This is a genomic window from Limosilactobacillus sp., assembly GCF_040772465.1.
Lineage (GTDB): Bacteria > Bacillota > Bacilli > Lactobacillales > Lactobacillaceae > Limosilactobacillus.
In genome coordinates, this window is record NZ_JAXGYB010000006.1 from 89,386 (window position 1) to 106,582 (window position 17,197).

The following is a 17,197-nucleotide window of genomic DNA, read 5'->3' on the forward strand; positions in this document are numbered from 1 at the left end:
GATTACCGAATTAAAAAAGTACAATACATTGGAGGATTATAAACATGGCTTTTGATAAGGATGCTATCATTGCTTCTCTGAAGGAAGCATCAATCTCAGACCTTAACGACCTGGTTAAGGCTATCGAAGACGAATTTGACGTTTCTGCAGCTGCTCCAGTTGCTGCTGCCGGTGCTGCTGGTGGCGACTCTGCTGCTAAGGACAGCTACACTGTTGAACTGACTGAACCTGGCCAATCCAAGGTTAAGGTTATCAAGGCTGTTAAGGACATCACTGGTGCTAGCCTGATGGACGCTAAGAAGCTTGTCGACGCTGCTCCTTCCGAAATCAAGAAGGATGCTAAGGAAGACGAAGCAAACGACATCAAGTCCAAGCTGGAAGATGCCGGTGCTACTGTTACCCTTAAGTAGTTACAGCTTCATTCAAAATAAAAAACTGTCAGCTGTTTGGCTGACAGTTTTTTTGTACAGAAAAACCGCTGATTTAACGTTTGTGCAACGTTTGGTCAGCGGTTTTGTAGTTAATGTGTAATCTTACTTCTTTTCGTTTGGATCCTTGACGTGGTAGTCATCAGAACTCATTGCTTCAACGGCACCTAAGCGGTAACCATTCCCAACTTGACTGAAGAAGTCGTGGTTGGAAGTTGTAGTGGAGATACCATTCATGACGATTGGGTTGACGTCAGAACTAGTGTCAGGGAAGAGAGGTTCTTGTCCGAGGTTCATCAGAGCCTTGTTAGCGTTGTAACGGATGAATGTCAAGACATCATCAGTCCAGCCAACGGTGTCATAGAGCATGTGGGTGTACTTTTCTTCGTTATCATAGAGTTCATATAAGAAGTTGTACATCCAGTCTTTCATGTCTTGTTGCTGCTTTTCAGTTAAGTCGTGCATACCGACTTGGAACTTGTAGCCGATATATGTACCATGAACTGATTCGTCCCGCAGAATCAACTTAATGATTTCGGCCGTGTTGTTCAATTTGTTGTGGCCCAGGTAATAGAGTGGAGTGTAAAAGCCGGAGTAGAACAAGAAGGTTTCCAAAAAGACATTAGCAATCTTCTTCTTTAACGGGCTTTCTGCTGGGTCAGTGTAAATGTTAGCGATCCGGACAGCCTTGTTTTGCAGGTAGTCTTCAGTATCTGACCAATTGAAGATTTCACGAATTTCATCAGGCGTATTAAGGGTGGAGAAAATCGTGGAGTAACTCTTGGCGTGGACTGATTCCATAAACTGGATGTTGTTGAGAACCGCAGTTTCATGCTGAGTCTTAACATCCTGCTTTAAGGCGGTCATCCCCACTTCGGATTGCACCGTGTCCAGCAAAGTCAAACCACCAAAGACGTGACCTACCAGCCAACGGTGGTCGTCATCGAGTGAACGCCAGTCATCCATGTCGTTGGAAACAGGAATCCGGGTGTCGAGCCAGAATTGTTCAGTAAGCTTTTCCCAAGTTGCTTTGTCGATCATATCGGATACTTCGTTCCAATTGATCGCTTTATAGCTCTTCAATGCCATATTAATTTTGTCTCCCTAGTTGTTAAATCTAATTCGTTTTTAACTATTATATTATGGCGCGACTGATTAAATTACGCAACTTTCACATTGGTTAGCGCCAATCTCAGTGTTGTCGTCCGTAAAGGTCCGAACATAGTAAATTGACTTGATGCCACGTTGGAAAGCATAATGCCGTAAAATATTCAGGTCACGCGTCGTCATCTTGTCGGTGCGGCCCTTCTTCCATTCGTACATCCCTTCTGGAATAGTGGAACGCATGAAGATAGTCAGACTCATCGACTGGTCGACGTGTTGTTGGGCAGCAGCATAAGTGTCGATAACCTTCCGCATGTCGATGTCGTATGCGGACTGGTAGTAAGGCATCGTTTCGTTGCTCAGGTATGGGGCCGGGTAGTAAATCTTGCCGATCATCTTTTCCTGTCGTTCTTCGATTCGGTTGACGATCGGGGTCAGGCTGGCAGTCGAATCATTGATGTAAGAAGTTGAACCGTTTGGTGCCACGGCAATGCGGTAACGGTTGTATAAGCCGTCTTTTTGGACGGCGGCCTTTAACTTCTTCCAGTCATCGATTGATGGGATTGTAATGTTGGCGTCGTCAAAGAGTTTCTTTACGCGGGCTGACTTCGGTCCCCAGTCTTTGGTAACGTATTTATCAAAGTATGAACCATCAGCGTACTTGCTCTTGTCAAAGTCCTCAAAGGTTGTATGACGTTCACGTGCGATTTCGTTGGAAGCGACCAGGGTCCAGTAATTCAGCAGTAAGAAGTAGACGCCGGTGAATTCGATAGCGTCAGGACTGCCGTATTGAATTTGGTTCTTAGCCAGGAAGCTATGCAAGCCCATGGCACCTAAGCCCACGGCATGTGAAGCTTTGTTACCAGCCTTGATTGAAGGTACGACGTCGATGTTTTCAATATCGGAGATGTGGGTGAGGGCCCGCATCATGGCCTTGACGGAACGTCCAAAGTGAGGTCCTTCCATCATGTTGGCAATGTTAGTGGAACCAAGGTTGCAGGAGACGTCGGTTCCGAGAACGTCGTAAGACTGATCATTAGCAACGACGGATGGTTTTTGCACTTGGGCAATTTCTGAACAGAGGTTGCTCATCACGATCTTGCCGTCAATTGGGTTGTCGCGGTTTTCCGTGTCGATGTTGACGATGTATGGGTAGCCGGATTCTTGCTGGAGTTTGCTGATTTCATCTTCCAGTTCGCGGGCGTCGATCTTCTTTTTACGGATGTTGTCGTTGGCGACCATCTTGTCGTATTCCTTGGTGATGTCAACGTATGAGAATGGCACACCATATTCGCGTTCAACATCGTAGGGACTGAAGAGATACATCTCTTCACCCTTTTCGGTCAATTCATAGAACTTATCAGGAACGGTAATTCCCAGTGACAAAGTCTTAACCCGCACCTTTTCGTCGGCGTTTTCCTTCTTGGCCCCTAAGAATTCCACGATATCTGGGTGGAAGACGCTAAGATAAACCACGCCCGCACCTTGCCGCTGACCCAGTTGGTTAGAGTAGGAGAAGCTGTCTTCCAGTAGTTTCATGACGGGAACAACACCGCTGGCCATGCCTTCAATCTTTTTGATGGGGTCACCGGCGGCACGCAGGTTGGAGAGGTTGATCCCGACACCGCCACCGATCTTGGACAACTGGAGTGCGGAGTTGATCGTCCGCCCGATAGTGTTCATGTTATCGGTGGTTTGGATTTCAAAACAGGAGACAAATTCGCCACGGCGTTTCCGACCGACGTTTAAGAAACTAGGTGTTGCCGGTTGGTAGCGCTGGTGAACGATTTCGTCAGCGAGGTCCATCGCTAAGTCTTCATCGCCGTCAGCGTAGAAGAGGGCGTTCATGGCTACCCGGTCGATGTAGTTTTCCAGGTAGTATTCGCCGTCGTTAGTCTTCATCGCGTATTGGGCATAGAACTTGTAAGCCGCCATGAAAGAATGAAAGTGGAAGTGTTGGTCTTCTAGGTATTTGTAAAGCTTCTCGATAAATGAATCGGAGTACTTATTCATAAATCCCGCTTCAACATAGTCGTTTTTAATCAGCCAATCATAGCGATCCTTTAACGAAGCGAAATGCTTAGTGTTTGGCTTGACGTTGGTTTCCAGGAAATTAGCTAAAGCTTCCTGGTCCTTGTCGAGTTGAATTTTCCCGTCTTTAGGGATGTTCAATTCGTTGTTCAGGTCGTAGTACTTGGTTTTGGTAATATCAATTTTCGATAGTGCCATAATTAACTCACTTTCGTATAAAAATTCCATAAAAAAAGACCGAAAATCGATCGGTCTTGCAGTGCCCGCTATCCTGCCTGGGTCAATTTGCTTGGCGCTTAAGCCAATTGTTGCAGCTTGTCAGGACGGAAGCCGGAAAAAGCGTCACCGTTAGGGGTTTTGACAACCGGAGCGGCAAGGAAACCTTCTGCCTTAAGCTGGTCGGCAAACTTGGGCTGTTCATCAATGTTATGTTCTACAAAGTCCACGTTGTGTTGCTTTAAGAACTTCTTTGTCATCTTGCATTGGATGCAATTATTTTTAGAAAAGACTTCAACCATTGGTCTGACCTCCTTCGTCTTGCGTTGATGTTTTCTAGTATACCTGGCTAGAACTAAAAATCAAGAAAATTAGGCACAAGATATGGGTATAAAAATAGTTCTAGCCACAAGATATAGTGGTGAACGGCGAAAGTGCTCTCATTTTTGAATTGATTATTCAGGCCATTTTTTGGTATGATCTTTTGCTCATTTGAAGCTTACTCGCGTGAAAGCATTCTGTAAATCGGTTAAAATGATGTTATCAAAAGTAACGGAGAGGTTGGCAAAATGAACGAACAGCATTGGATGGAAGAAGCATTATTCGAAGCGCGGGCAGCCGAACGAATCGATGAAGTGCCGATTGGGGCAGTGGTTGTCAAAGATGGTCAGATTATCGGTCGGGGCCATAACTTGCGGGAACATATGCAAGAAGTTTCGATGCATGCGGAAATGATCGCAATCAGCGAAGCATGTCAGGCTCTCCGCAGTTGGCGTTTAGAAGATTGCGACCTCTACGTTACGCTTGAGCCATGTATTATGTGTAGTGGTGCCATCATCAACGCCCGAATAAAAAATCTTTACTATGCTTCTGCCGACCCCAAGGCTGGAGCAGTTGACAGCCTCTACCATTTGCTAAGCGATTCGCGGTTAAATCACCAGGTAAATGTACATGCGGGTCTTTGTGCTGATGAGAGCAGCCAACTGCTGCGTAGCTTTTTTAGGCGGGTGCGACGCCAACGTAAGGAACTCAAGCGGCGATTAAAGTTGCAAAATGGTCAATCGACTAGCCAAAAGCAATAATTTAGTGTATGATGTTAATTGCCGTAAGGCCTTAGGACAAAGGCGCACTTACGAACCGTGTCAGGTCCGGAAGGAAGCAGCACTAAGTTTGTTGAGCCCTGTGTCCTAAGTTGATTAGTAAATAACGTGAGGCTGAGAAAACTCTGTTTTTCTCAGCCTCTTATTATATTTTCAGTTCTAGCTTATTTTTATTGGCGCCTGATAAAAAACTTGTATAATATAGAAGACTATCCTAAAGAAAGGAAGAGCACGATGAGTTACCAGGCACTTTATCGGGTTTGGCGTCCCCAACGCTTTGATGAGATCGTTGGCCAACAGGTGATCACCCGGACCTTGAAAAACGCGATTATCACCAAACAGATCAGCCATGCTTACCTGTTTGCGGGTCCCCGGGGCACCGGTAAGACTTCTGCAGCCAAAATTTTTGCCAAGGCAGTTAACTGTCATCATGCTAAAGACGGTGAGCCTTGTAACCAATGTGAAACTTGCAAGGCCATTACTGCAGGCCGCCTAAACGACGTGATTGAAATCGATGCGGCTTCTAACAACGGGGTCGAAGAGATTCGTGACATCCGTGATAAGGTCAAGTACGCGCCAACACAGGCCGACTACAAGGTTTACATCATCGACGAAGTGCACATGCTTTCGACGGGAGCTTTCAACGCTTTGCTGAAGACGTTGGAAGAGCCACCAGCTAACGTGATCTTCATCTTGGCAACAACGGAACCCCATAAGATTCCGCTGACCATCATCTCCCGGGTTCAGCGCTTTGACTTCAGACGAATCAGCGCTCAGGATGCCTTTGACCGGATGAAATATATCCTGGATCAAAAACACGTCACCTATGAGGAAAAGGCCTTGTGGGTAATCGCTAACGCTGCGGAAGGTGGTATGCGGGACGCCCTCAGCATTTTGGATCAGGTGCTTTCCTTCTCGGACAACCACGTTAAATTGGATGATGCCTTGCTGGTGACGGGCAGTGTTGCCAAGCAACTACTCAAGAAGTATTTCTTGGAAGTGACCAAACCTGATAGTGCAGCTGCTTTGAAGAGCTTGAGCGGACTGCTTGCTTCAGGTAAAGATGGTCAGCGCTTCATTGAAGACCTCATCTCATTCATTCGCGATCTCTTGTTATATCAGGAGTCACCATCGCTGGTCCACGTGGAGAGCACTGGCCTCAGCGATGACGACTTTAAGCAGCTGAGTGCTGCTGCTAATGCGACGACACTCTACGACATGATCGACGTGCTTAACGAAACCCAGGATGAGATGCGCTTTACGACTCACCCGGATGTTTACTTAGAAGTGCTGACGGTCAAATTGTGCCAGGTTGGCAAAGATCAAGCTCAACCCAATACAGCAAACTTGGGCGCGGCCCAAGAAACCATCGATCAGCTGAGTCAACAGGTAAGTAAGCTGCAAAATGAAGTCAATCAGCTGCAAAAGCAAAAAACTACGGTTGCTCCAGCGGTAAGTTCAACTACAGCCAAGAGTCATCATGCTCCCAAACGAACGAGCAGTCATGGCGGACAGACGCGGGTCAACCTTCACCAGGTTTACCAAGTGTTGGAAACTGCGACCCGTGCTGATCTAGACGAAGTTAAGGATTGTTGGTCTGATCTATTGACGATGCTGTCCAACATGGAGCGTGGGCTCGTTGAATTGGCCACGCCAGCAGCTGCTGGACCTGAGAGCATGGTCGTCTCTTTTCAGCAGCCATTCCTGCTTCAGCGAGCAAGTGGTGGTGATCTTGGCGAGGTCCTCCAAAAAGACTTGCAGCAGTTGTGTGGCAAGAACCGACGCGTCACCTTCGTGCCAGCAGACAAGTGGCCGCAGATTCGGATGGACTTCTTAAAAGAACACGGTTATGCCGTTAAGGGAAAGGCTAAGCCAAAGCCACAAAAGTCCCAACCACGGCAGAATCCGGTATCGGCAAAGCCAGCACCGCATCCGCAATCAGGAGGTCAAGCTGGTGGTGCGCAGCCAGCTGCTGCGGGTCCAGAGCCACCGTTGCCGGATGAACCGCCAACACCTGGACCTGCTAGTGATGAAAATCCAGTAGTCAGCAAAGCAGAAGAATTATTTGGTAGCGACGTCGTCAAAATTGAAGATAACTAAAGAAAGACAGGTTAGATATCATGATGAACGGAATGAACATGCAACAGATGATGCAGCAGGCACGCAAGCTGCAAAAGAAGATGGCTAAGGAACAAAAAGAATTGGCTGCCGAAAGTTTTACTGGCAAGTCCCCAGATGACATGGTGGTCGCAACGTTCAGTGGCGATAAGCAGCTGACTGACCTCAAGATCAAGCCCGAAGCAGTTGATCCGGATGATGTGGACATGCTCAGTGACTTGGTCATTGCAGCCGTCAATGACGGTTTGAAGAAGGTTGACAGTGCTACCCAGTCCAAGATGGGTAAGTACACCAAGGGACTCGGATTATAATGAGCAGTCTTCAGTATCCTGAACCGATTGCCAAGCTCATTGCTAGCTACATGAAGCTACCGGGCATTGGCGAGAAAACCGCAACGCGGCTCGCTTTCTATACCCTGGGGATGGACAGTCGCGATGTCGATGAATTTGCTAAGTCTCTGCAATCGGTCAAAAAAGATCTGCATTATTGCAGCATCTGCGGTAATATCACTGCTGATGATCCCTGTGATATCTGCAAGGATCCTAACCGTGATCAGTCCCAAATTGTGGTGGTCGAACACTCGCGCGACATTATGGCGATGGAACGGATGAATGACTACCATGGCCTGTATCATGTGTTGCACGGCACCATTTCGCCAGCTGACGGGACAGGTCCGATGGATATCAATATCCCATCACTGCTGAAACGCCTGAAAAACAACCAGAAAGTTAAAGAAGTGATCGTCGCCACTAACGCTTCGGTCGATGGCGAAACAACGGCGCAGTACCTGGCTAAATTAATCAAGCCGGCAGGCATCAAAGTTACCCGCTTGGCCCACGGTTTGTCAGCTGGGGCTGATATCGACTACACGGATTCATTGACGTTAATGAAAGCAATTCAAGGACGGACAGAACTCTAGGGGGACTAGCGATGCCGTTATTTAAAAAAGATCCACACCAGGTGAAAAAATATGGTGATTATCGCTTGATGAATACGATCTATGACGTTAAAGCAAGTTGGAATCATGCCCTGGAAACGGAGCAAGCCGTTTATGAAGGCCATACTGATAGCGAGCTATATTACCGGGCTAAGCTACAGGAAAAGAAGTATATGTATCTGTATGAAAAGGCCCGTAAACGCAATGCGCACGGCCAACTGAATCCGGGAGTGATCCAACAATAAGAGGTGGAAAGTTGTGAAGGGACATTTTATTTCATTTGAAGGCCCGGATGGTGCTGGTAAAACCAGCGTTTTAAAAGCTCTGGTCGGGCAGTTGCAGCCCCTCTTGGGTGAGCGGTTAGTAGTAACGCGCGAACCAGGTGGCGATCCTTTGTCGGAACAGCTGCGACGGGTCCTCTTTGATGACCGCAATAAGGGGATGGATGACCGCACCGAAGCCTTGCTCTTTGCAGCGGCCCGCCGCCAACACGTCGTTTCGGTTTTGGAGCCGTCGCTGGCAGCCGGTAAGATTATCTTTAGCGACCGCTACGTTGACAGTTCGGTCGCTTACCAGGGTGGCGGACGCCAACTCGGCGAACAAGCTGTGTGGGATATCAATGCCTTCGCAACGCAGGGAGTGATGCCCGAGCTTACCCTTTACTTTGACGTTCCTTCCGAAGTTGGAATTCGGCGCATTGCCCAACACCGACAAAACCAGGTGAACCGCTTGGACAGGGAAGCCTTGTCTTTCCATCACCGGGTTCGCCATGCTTACCTGCGTTTGCTGGACCAATACCCTGAACGAATTAAGAAAATTGATGCTACCCAGCCACTCGACAAGGTGATTGCGGATGCCAAGCAACTGCTGAACCGCGTCGAACCAGGCTTGTTTGACAGCCATTAAGGAGGCCTTTGCCAATGAAATTAATCTTTGCCATTGTTCAACCAAAAGATGCCAAGCGAGTACGCAATGCCTGCATTGATGCTCATTTTGGGGTTACCCAGATGAGTTCAGTCGGTGGTTTCTTGCGTGAAGGCAACACGACCTTTATGATTGTTTCAAAGGATGAGCGGGTGGATGAAGCCCTGAAGGTGATCAAGGAGCATGCCCAGGCACGGCGCCAATACTTAACGCCGGGGAACGGCATCGATAATGGTGTTTCTTCGTACCCAATCGACGTTCAAGTCGGCGGGGCTATCTGCTTCGTCGTTCCAGTTGAACGTTACATGGAATTTTAAACGGGAGCGATTTGATGGTGGAGAAAGTCATCCAACGGGCAGAAGACTTACAACCAGCCATTATTTCCCGCTTTCAGCGTGTTATCGCTGCCCATGAACTGGCTCATGCTTATTTATTAGTAGGCCCTAGTGGTTCAGGCAAGAGTGCGATTGCGGACTGGCTAGCCATGAGACTTTTTTGCCAACATCCAGAGGACAATGCCCCGGACGGTACCTGCCCGGAGTGTGAGCGAATTCTAAGTCACAACCACCCGGACGTGATCATCGCCCGTCCAGCTGGTCGTCAATTAAAAGTGGACCAATTGCGTCGGCTGAAGGCTGAATTCACTAAGAGCGGAATGGAAGGCTCTCGCAAGGTTTTCATCATCAACGACGCGGAGAAGATGACGGTTAACGCCGCCAACAGCTTGCTGAAGTTTATCGAAGAACCGGGACCGGGTATCTACATTTTGATGCTGACGACCAATAAAGCGGCAATTCTTCCCACGATCCAATCGCGTACCCAGGTGGTGGAGTTGCAGCCACTGGCGCCGGCCAAACTCACGGAAGAGCTAGCCAATGCTGGAATCAGCAAAGGTTTGCAGCCGATCGTCCGTGGTTTGACTGATTCCGTTACGGATGCTGAAGCTTTAACTGCTGACGATTGGCTGGCCAATGCGGTTCAGACAACTGTTGACTGGTATAAGCAAGTGGTAGCTGGTTCGTTGCTTTCTTTTGTGATGATTCAGACGGATTGGCTAAAACTGGCAACGGACCGTTTGCGTCAACAAGTTTTACTTGACCTGCAGACGATGATTTGGCGTGATACGCTTTTATTGGCTAATGGCATTAGTGAAACAGAGCTGCATTTTCAAATTGCGAAGCAAGACATTGATAAGACGGTGCAGCGTTATTCAAAGCGGCAGTTATTAGCCGCTAGTGAACTGACACTGAAAACCCGACGGATGCTGGATGGCAACGTCTCTTTTCAAAATGTCAGTGAGCAACTGACTATTCGCTTACATAATGTTTTAAAAGCACGGGGGAATCAAAATGGTTGAACGAATCAATAAAAGTGAACTCTACGACCACTTCGCCCGGTTAAACCAGCAAACCCAGGACTTAGTGGCTAATATGAAGCTCCTTCAAGAAGAAGTTAACGCCGTTCTGGAGGAAAATGCAGAGTTGTCCATTGAAAACGAACACCTGCAGCAGCTGGTTAGCCAGCAAGCTGCCAAGGAAGCCGCCACGGCTGCCGGTGGCGAATCGGGTAAACTGACCCCGTCACGTGAGAACCTGAAGAAGTTATACCAGCGGGGCTTTCACGTCTGCAACGAATACTTTGGTAAACGGTTAGATGAGGGCGAGTCGTGTACATTCTGCTTGGATACAATCTATGGTGATCATTCAGCGGGAGCACCGAAGGGTGGTGGCAGGTAATGGCTGTTAAGGCAACGCAGAGTTTTGAAAAACACCAAACAGGAACTCTTTACCTGGTGCCCACGCCGATTGGCAATTTGGATGATATGACGATGCGGGCCATCAATGTGCTGAAAGATGTGGACGTGATTGCGGCGGAAGACACACGTCATACCCAGATGCTGCTCAACCACTTTGGCATTCAGACACACGCCCTGAGTTTTCATGAACATAATACCGAAGCACGTTTACCGGAATTGCTGAAAAGACTGCGTGAAGGGCAAAATATTGCTCAGTGCAGCGACGCGGGGATGCCATCCATTTCCGATCCGGGTAAAGAATTAGTGGCAGCGTGCGCCCAGGAGGGTATCGCCGTTGTGCCTTTACCTGGTCCTAATGCTGGACTGACGGCCTTGATAGCTTCTGGATTGTCACCACAGCCTTTCACCTTTTACGGCTTTTTGGACCGTAAACCCCAACAGCAAGCCGCTGAACTGGCACCCCTGGTCAACCGACCGGAGACCTTGATCTTTTACGAAGCACCCCACCGCTTGAAAAGAACGTTAAAGTCGATGGTGGCTGCTTTTGGGGCGGATCGGCGAGCAGTTTTGGCCCGCGAATTAACCAAACGTTATGAAGAATTCTTGCGGGGAACTTTAGCTGACCTTTATGATTGGGCCAGCAATGCCAAGGTTCGGGGAGAATTTGTCGTTTTGGTCAGTGGTAATCCGCATCCAGACGATGTTTCAGCTGGGCCTGCTGTCACCGACTTGCCGCTAGTTGAACAGGTGCAGTTATTGATTGAGAACCAGCACTTAGCGCCTAACGTGGCTATTAAAAAGGTAGCCCGCACGAATCATGCTAACCGGCAGCAGCTTTACCGGGAATTTCACCACTTAGACGGGAAGGATTAATCGATGGAAAATCCACAAGAATACACGATACGTCATCATTTGGCATACTACGAATGCGACCAGAGCTCGCACCCTAGCCTTAGTATGCTTGTAGCCATGGCCGTCCTCGTTTCGGAGCGTCATGCAGAAGAAATGGGTTGTGGACGAGCTGCTGGCTTGAAGCACAATGGTGCTTGGATCATCTTGTCTTATGAGGGACAGTTATCCGCAGAACAGCCTGTGTTTGGTGACGAGATTATTCTCGGTACCAAAATGGTGGGCGTCAACCGTTTCTTTGCCCAACGGGAATTCTGGTTAGCCGATTTGGCCGGTCACCGCTTTGCGACGATGACGGGTCAGTTGAGTTTTGTGGATTTGACGAAGCGCCGCATCCAGGCTATTCCTGATGAGTTAGTCGCACCATTCCATGCACCAAAACTGAAGGGACTCACCCGCCCGCGGAATCAGGAAGAATTGACAAAAGAGACGGCGGACCGGCAGGCAGGCTACCAAGTGCGCTATTTTGATATTGATGGTAATCACCACGTCAATAACACTCGTTACTTCGATTGGATGCTGGATCCTTTAGGTGCCGACTTCTTGAACCGACACCAGTTGCGTCGCTTCAATATCTCATACAAAAATGAGGTCCGTTATCCTGACCAGGTCATCAGTCGCTATAAACTACAAACTAGTAGCAAGGACGAAGCCAAATCAATGAACCAGATTTTTGTAGGTGATAAACTCTGTGCCGATGCTAGTTTTCTGTGGCAAAAGAGAGAAAATTAACACGATGATTAAGAAGCTGGAATAGCTGTCAGGTCGGCAGTGAAACCAACTTCTTTTTTTAGTTTCGGAAATGAAAACGGATTTCATTTTCTCGCTCAAAATTCACAAAGGCTCTTCAAAAGGTGGTATTCTGAATGTGTATTACTAGTCGATAGTAGCAAAGAAGAAGCGAGAATCGATAGGAGTGTTTAGTCGTGAAAAACAAAACGTTTGGCTTAATTTACCTTGAGCCGGATGAGCTGATCCTGCAAGTGTTTGAGCGGCCTTCGATGAAATTGATCACTGAAGTCCGGTCGGCAACGATGCAAGTCGGACTTCATCCGGTTGCCAACTATGCACATAATTTGTCAGCCATTGTTAATAGTTTGACTGGCTTTCAGCGAGTCTTAGCTGATTATGGGGTAGAAGACGCTCAATTTTACGGAAACCGTGAAGATCTGAACCCAGTGGCTGCTCGGTACGTATCTGATCAGGTGGAAGTGCGGACGGGGATGAAGATCCACTGGCTCAATACCAACCAGTTGATTGCTGATACTTTAAGCCGGATTATGACCAAGCTGCCGGAGTTTGATGAGTTGAGCAAAAAGACCCTCTATGTCCTTAGTATGGGCCTTAACACATCAACGTTGGCATATTTCCGTCATGGCAAGTTCCAAATGTCTTGGGATATCGACCTCGGTGGGGCGCGACTGAGTCAACTTGTCACTACGTTGCGTCAGACGACCACTAACCCGAGTGAAATTATCTTGGATTACATCTCCAGTAAATTGGAGTACTTGGTACCCGAACTTCGTCACGTGAAAAAATCCAAATTGTTGATCCAAAATGTACGTACGCTTGCGCAGAGTTTTGTTCCTAAGGGGGCCCAGCTGGGTGAGGTTCCACGGGAAGACTTTGACAAACGTTACCAGAGTCTGATTACGGCCACGGACCAGTACATTATGAGCCACTATGACGTTAACGAACAAAGTGTTAACTGGGTATTGCCTAACTACTTGGTAGTTGACCAGGTAGTTCATCTCCTCAACGCTAAGCATATTTACACCACGAATATTTCAGTTTTGGACGGGGTGACGACAGCTGCTAGTGGTGGCCGACAACTGATTTCCCAGATGATTCGTACCTCAGCGGATAATCTGGCCCAACGCTACGGTGCCGATTCAAAGCATAATGCTTTCGTAGCGGATCTGTCTGTCAAGTTGTTTGATGCCTTACAACCGATTCACCGTCTGCCAAATCACGCTCGTTTGCTGTTGGAGATTGCCAGCAAGGTCGATGATATTGGGAACTTCATCAATCCCCAAGCCCATTACCGTCATTCGGCCTATATCTTGGAAGCCAATCCGTTGATCGGTCTGTCTGACCGCGACAACCATATCGTTGCCGAAGTAGCACGTTATCACAGTATGGAAAGTCCCCATATTAACGGTCGCAGCAATACATCATTGGATATTGACAGCCAGATTGTGGTAGGTAAGCTCGCTGCTATTCTCCGGATGGCTGATTCATTGGATGATTCACGGCAGCAAAAGATTAAACAAGTCCGTCTGCGTTTACATGACGATCAACTGCAAATTATCGTTAATGCTGATGATGACCTTGTCGTTGAACAATGGGCATTCCAGAAAAAAGCACAGTTATTTAAAGCAATTTACGGCCTTGAACCGGTTTTGATCACGAAGGAGGAAGACTAGCGATGCCAAATTACAAGGAGTTTTACCAACCGCAAAACTATGTCAATCGTGAACTGAGCTGGATTGACTTTAACGGTCGGGTACTGGAAGAAGCTAAAGAAGAGGCAAATCCGCTGCTGGAACGAGCTAACTTTTTGGGAATTACCCAGAGTAACGTTGACGAATTCTTTATGGTGCGGGTGGCCTCACTGCACAAACTGATGGCTGCTAACGTCACAACAACTGATGCTTCGGGGATGACGCCTGAAGAACAGCTGACAGCGGTGAACGAAAAAGAACACCGGATGGTTGAACAACGTTATCACGTGTACAATGACGTGATCCTGCCAGCTTTAGCCAAGCATCAAATTAATATTGTTCACTTTGATCAACTTGATGAGAAGCAACATAATTTCTTGCACCGATATTTTCGGGAAGAACTGCTTCCTGTACTGACGCCGATGGCTGATGACAGTTCACGGCCGTTTCCGTTCATCTCTAACAATTCGCTGAACATTGCCATTAAGTTGGAACGTGACCACAGTGAAGCAGATGAGGAAACTAAGCAGAAGGTGCTGGAAGGTGACCAGGAAGTCGAACGGCGTCCGCAAGAACCTCATGATGACCGTACCGAGGGCGAAGAAAAATTTGCAACCGTTCGTGTGCCAGCTATCTACAAGCGTCTGGTGAAGTTGCCGCACGAAAACACCTTCGTTTTGCTGGATGAAGTGATTAAGCAGTATCTGGACGAACTTTTCCCAGGCTACCGGATTATTGCCACCGGGACCTACCGGGTCAGCCGTGATATGGACCTGGACGTGGCCGAAGAAGATGCTTCTGACTTGCTGCGGGCGGTTCAGCACCAACTGCGGGCCCGGGAACACGGTTCGGTTATGCGGATGGAAGTTGAAGCTAAGACCGATTCATGGTTGGTCAACCACCTGGTCGACAACCTTGGTGTCAGCGACATGAGCTTGTACCGGGTGGACGGACCGGTTGACCTGACCTTCTTAAAGAAGTTGTCGGGGATGGTTGAAGGTCACGACGATTTGCGTTACAAGCCATTCCACTCTTACTTGGATCCTAACTTCTCAATGGATCATGATATCTTCAAGACCATTCGGCAGAAGGATCACCTGGTTCAACACCCGTACGATAACTTCCAGGCAGTTGTCAACTTTATCCACCAGGCAGCCACAGATCCCCAAGTCTTAGCCATTAAGATGACCTTGTACCGGGTTTCAGGCAATTCACCGATCATTAAGTACCTCGGCCAAGCTGCGCAAGCTGGCAAACAGGTCACTGTTCTGGTCGAAGTCAAAGCCCGTTTTGATGAGCAAAACAACGTTCGCTGGGCACGACGGCTCGAGCGGATGGGTTGCCACGTTGTCTACGGACTGGTTGGCTTGAAGACACACTGTAAGCTGGCCCTCGTTATTCGGCGCGATGATGACGGCATCCGTCGCTACATGCACTTGGGTACCGGTAACTACAACGATGTTACGGCCCACTTTTACACCGACATGGGGCTATTCACTTGTGACTACGAAATTGGGGTCGATATGACCAACCTCTTCAATATGTTGTCAGGCTTCGCTCGGCCACGTTACTTCCACAAGCTGCACATTTCTCCACACGGTATTCGGAACTTTATCAACGCTAAGATTGATGAGCAGATCGAAGTTGCCAAGAGTGGTAGTCCGGCATTAATTCGGATGAAGATGAATTCGTTATCTGATAAGCAGATCATTGCTCACTTGTACGAAGCGGCAGCGGCTGGGGTGAAGATCCAGCTGCTGGTCCGGGGGATTACTTGTCTCCGCAATGACCTGCCGGCTCTGCAAGGCAACATTGAGGTACACAGTATTGTTGGTCGTTTCCTGGAACACTCGCGGATTTATTACTTCAAGTCCAACGGTCACGAGGAGATCTATCTGGCCAGTGCGGACATGATGACGCGTAACCTGAACCGGCGGGTAGAGGAACTCTTCCCTGTCCTAGAAGATGACACCAAGAAGCGGGCTATTCAGATCTTCAACGACATGTGGCGTGATAACGTCAACACTCGCGTTCTTCACGGAACGGAATACGAAATGATAGATCGTGGCGACGCTCCTGCCTTCGACTCCCAGCAGCATTTTGTGGATGAAGCGATGGCACAGCAATCAGCAGAAAAACGGCAACGAAAGAACCGCCGTCATATGTCGACAGTCTTTGAAACCCTGACGCGTCATGTGTCTAAATTGCGTCTGAACGACCCAAGCAAAGGGGGCTCGCATGACTAATTTAGCTGTTATTGACCTTGGCAGTAACTCCGTTCGCTTGCGCATCACAAAATTATTAGAGAACGGCCAGTACAAGGTCTTAGCTTACGAAAAAGAATATGTGCGACTCAGTGCCAACATGGGCCCTGAAAAATTACTGAAGCCCGAACCGGTAGCGCGAACCATCAAGGCACTGAAAAGGTTTAAAAAAATTTGCCAGAAGTTTGATGATATCCAACTGATTTCGGTGGCTACGGCAGCTGTTCGTCAGGCTACTAACCAGGCAGAATTTTTGCAGCGGGTGGAAAAAGAAGCTGGCCTGCACATCAACGTCATTTCTGGTGAACGGGAGGCTTACCTTGATTATGTCGGGGTGACGCGGAGTTTGCCGATGAAAAACGGCCTGATCTTGGACACTGGTGGGGCCAGTATGGAACTAATTTTGGTTGATGATGGTCATGCTGAAGAAACGGTCAGCATCCCAGTTGGTTCAGTGCTCCTGTCCCAGCAGTATCATTTGGGTGACGTGATTGATCCGGCTAACTTATATGACGCGATCATTCAAGTAGATGAATTGTTGGCCAGCCAACGGTGGTTAAACCGAGCTCGTCATAGCCGGATCGTTGCTCTGGGTGGTTCTAACCGGGCACTAGCCAAGGCTTATCGCTGGCAACATTTTGCTGATGCGTCAACAGTGCCGTCGGTTCATGGCTTGACGATGGCGACGGCTGATGCTTATGCGATGATGCACCAATTGATCAGTGATAATCGGGAACAACGGGCGGCCATGCACGGAATCGCTGCAGCTCGAGCAGATGTGATCGTCGGTGGGCTTCTTCCGTTGATGGCCCTCTTACGGCAATTGAGTATGAAGCAACTGATGTTCAGTAATAACGGTCTCCGGGAAGGGTTGATGTTTAAGTACATCGACCACAAACTCAGTGCCGAGAGCATTCAGCATCTGCAAGACAAGTGACTTTGTGATACAATTTTGGATGTTAATTA

18 protein-coding genes and 1 other RNA gene are annotated in these 17,197 nt (G+C 48.2%); 16 read left to right on the forward strand and 3 right to left on the reverse strand.

Annotated features, from left to right (window positions below; translation table 11 throughout):
• The first annotated feature begins 44 nt into the window (after positions 1–44).
• The gene (rplL, locus tag AB3114_RS06975) at positions 45–410 is read left to right on the forward strand and encodes a 50S ribosomal protein L7/L12 (RefSeq protein ID WP_367342533.1); all 366 of its coding nucleotides are present in this window, start codon (positions 45–47) and stop codon (positions 408–410) included.
• Between the two features lie 123 nt (positions 411–533).
• Here the strand turns inward: rplL and nrdF are convergent, their stop codons facing one another.
• The 3 genes from nrdF to nrdH all read right to left on the reverse strand — a co-directional run bounded on the left by nrdF (position 534) and on the right by nrdH (position 4,081).
• Positions 534–1,517, reverse strand: coding sequence for a class 1b ribonucleoside-diphosphate reductase subunit beta (nrdF, locus tag AB3114_RS06980; RefSeq protein ID WP_367342534.1), 984 nt, complete (start codon positions 1,515–1,517; stop codon positions 534–536).
• 66 nt (positions 1,518–1,583) lie between these two features.
• A complete protein-coding gene (gene nrdE / locus AB3114_RS06985; protein ID WP_367342535.1) occupies positions 1,584–3,761 on the reverse strand; it encodes a class 1b ribonucleoside-diphosphate reductase subunit alpha in 2,178 nt (725 codons plus the stop codon).
• 98 nt (positions 3,762–3,859) lie between these two features.
• On the reverse strand, positions 3,860–4,081 hold the full coding sequence (gene nrdH / locus AB3114_RS06990; RefSeq protein ID WP_367342536.1) for a glutaredoxin-like protein NrdH: 222 nt from the start codon (positions 4,079–4,081) through the stop codon (positions 3,860–3,862).
• A gap of 267 nt (positions 4,082–4,348) precedes the next feature.
• On the opposite strand from nrdH, the gene tadA reads away from it, so the two are divergent.
• The 15 genes from tadA to AB3114_RS07065 all read left to right on the forward strand — a co-directional run bounded on the left by tadA (position 4,349) and on the right by AB3114_RS07065 (position 17,168).
• Positions 4,349–4,861: a tRNA adenosine(34) deaminase TadA gene (gene tadA, locus AB3114_RS06995; RefSeq protein WP_367342537.1), complete on the forward strand. Its 513-nt coding sequence runs from the start codon at positions 4,349–4,351 to the stop codon at positions 4,859–4,861.
• A gap of 23 nt (positions 4,862–4,884) precedes the next feature.
• Positions 4,885–4,983, forward strand: an RNA gene (ffs, locus tag AB3114_RS07000) — signal recognition particle sRNA small type.
• Positions 4,984–5,113: 130 nt separating this feature from the next.
• Entirely contained in the window at positions 5,114–6,979 is a 1,866-nt protein-coding gene (dnaX, locus tag AB3114_RS07005) for a DNA polymerase III subunit gamma/tau (protein ID WP_367342538.1), read from the forward strand.
• A gap of 20 nt (positions 6,980–6,999) precedes the next feature.
• The gene (locus tag AB3114_RS07010) at positions 7,000–7,308 is read left to right on the forward strand and encodes a YbaB/EbfC family nucleoid-associated protein (protein ID WP_367342539.1); all 309 of its coding nucleotides are present in this window, start codon (positions 7,000–7,002) and stop codon (positions 7,306–7,308) included.
• Positions 7,308–7,916 (forward strand): recombination mediator RecR, encoded by a 609-nt coding sequence (gene recR, locus AB3114_RS07015; RefSeq protein WP_367342540.1) that lies wholly within the window; start codon positions 7,308–7,310, stop codon positions 7,914–7,916. Before AB3114_RS07010 ends, recR begins: the two co-directional genes overlap by 1 nt.
• An 11-nt stretch (positions 7,917–7,927) precedes the next feature.
• Entirely contained in the window at positions 7,928–8,179 is a 252-nt protein-coding gene (locus AB3114_RS07020) for a YaaL family protein (protein WP_367342541.1), read from the forward strand.
• Between the two features lie 13 nt (positions 8,180–8,192).
• Entirely contained in the window at positions 8,193–8,840 is a 648-nt protein-coding gene (gene tmk, locus AB3114_RS07025) for a dTMP kinase (protein ID WP_367342542.1), read from the forward strand.
• A gap of 14 nt (positions 8,841–8,854) precedes the next feature.
• Positions 8,855–9,175 carry a cyclic-di-AMP receptor gene (locus AB3114_RS07030; protein WP_367342543.1) on the forward strand — a complete coding sequence of 107 codons (321 nt, stop codon included), beginning with the start codon at positions 8,855–8,857 and terminating at the stop codon, positions 9,173–9,175.
• A 14-nt stretch (positions 9,176–9,189) separates the two neighbouring features.
• Complete coding sequence (gene holB / locus AB3114_RS07035) at positions 9,190–10,215, forward strand: DNA polymerase III subunit delta' (protein WP_367342544.1); 1,026 nt, start codon at positions 9,190–9,192, stop codon at positions 10,213–10,215.
• Positions 10,208–10,594 carry a DNA replication initiation control protein YabA gene (locus AB3114_RS07040; RefSeq protein ID WP_367342545.1) on the forward strand — a complete coding sequence of 129 codons (387 nt, stop codon included), beginning with the start codon at positions 10,208–10,210 and terminating at the stop codon, positions 10,592–10,594. Before holB ends, AB3114_RS07040 begins: the two co-directional genes overlap by 8 nt.
• Positions 10,594–11,487 (forward strand): 16S rRNA (cytidine(1402)-2'-O)-methyltransferase, encoded by an 894-nt coding sequence (rsmI, locus tag AB3114_RS07045; RefSeq protein ID WP_367342546.1) that lies wholly within the window; start codon positions 10,594–10,596, stop codon positions 11,485–11,487. The genes AB3114_RS07040 and rsmI overlap by 1 nt, the downstream gene beginning before the upstream one ends.
• Before the next feature lie 3 nt (positions 11,488–11,490).
• Positions 11,491–12,255, forward strand: coding sequence for an acyl-[acyl-carrier-protein] thioesterase (locus tag AB3114_RS07050; protein WP_367342547.1), 765 nt, complete (start codon positions 11,491–11,493; stop codon positions 12,253–12,255).
• A gap of 269 nt (positions 12,256–12,524) precedes the next feature.
• On the forward strand, positions 12,525–13,949 hold the full coding sequence (locus tag AB3114_RS07055) for an exopolyphosphatase (protein WP_367342584.1): 1,425 nt from the start codon (positions 12,525–12,527) through the stop codon (positions 13,947–13,949).
• A 2-nt stretch (positions 13,950–13,951) separates the two neighbouring features.
• Entirely contained in the window at positions 13,952–16,213 is a 2,262-nt protein-coding gene (locus tag AB3114_RS07060) for an RNA degradosome polyphosphate kinase (protein ID WP_367342548.1), read from the forward strand.
• Positions 16,206–17,168, forward strand: coding sequence for an exopolyphosphatase (locus AB3114_RS07065; protein WP_367342549.1), 963 nt, complete (start codon positions 16,206–16,208; stop codon positions 17,166–17,168). Before AB3114_RS07060 ends, AB3114_RS07065 begins: the two co-directional genes overlap by 8 nt.
• Positions 17,169–17,197 lie beyond the last annotated feature (29 nt).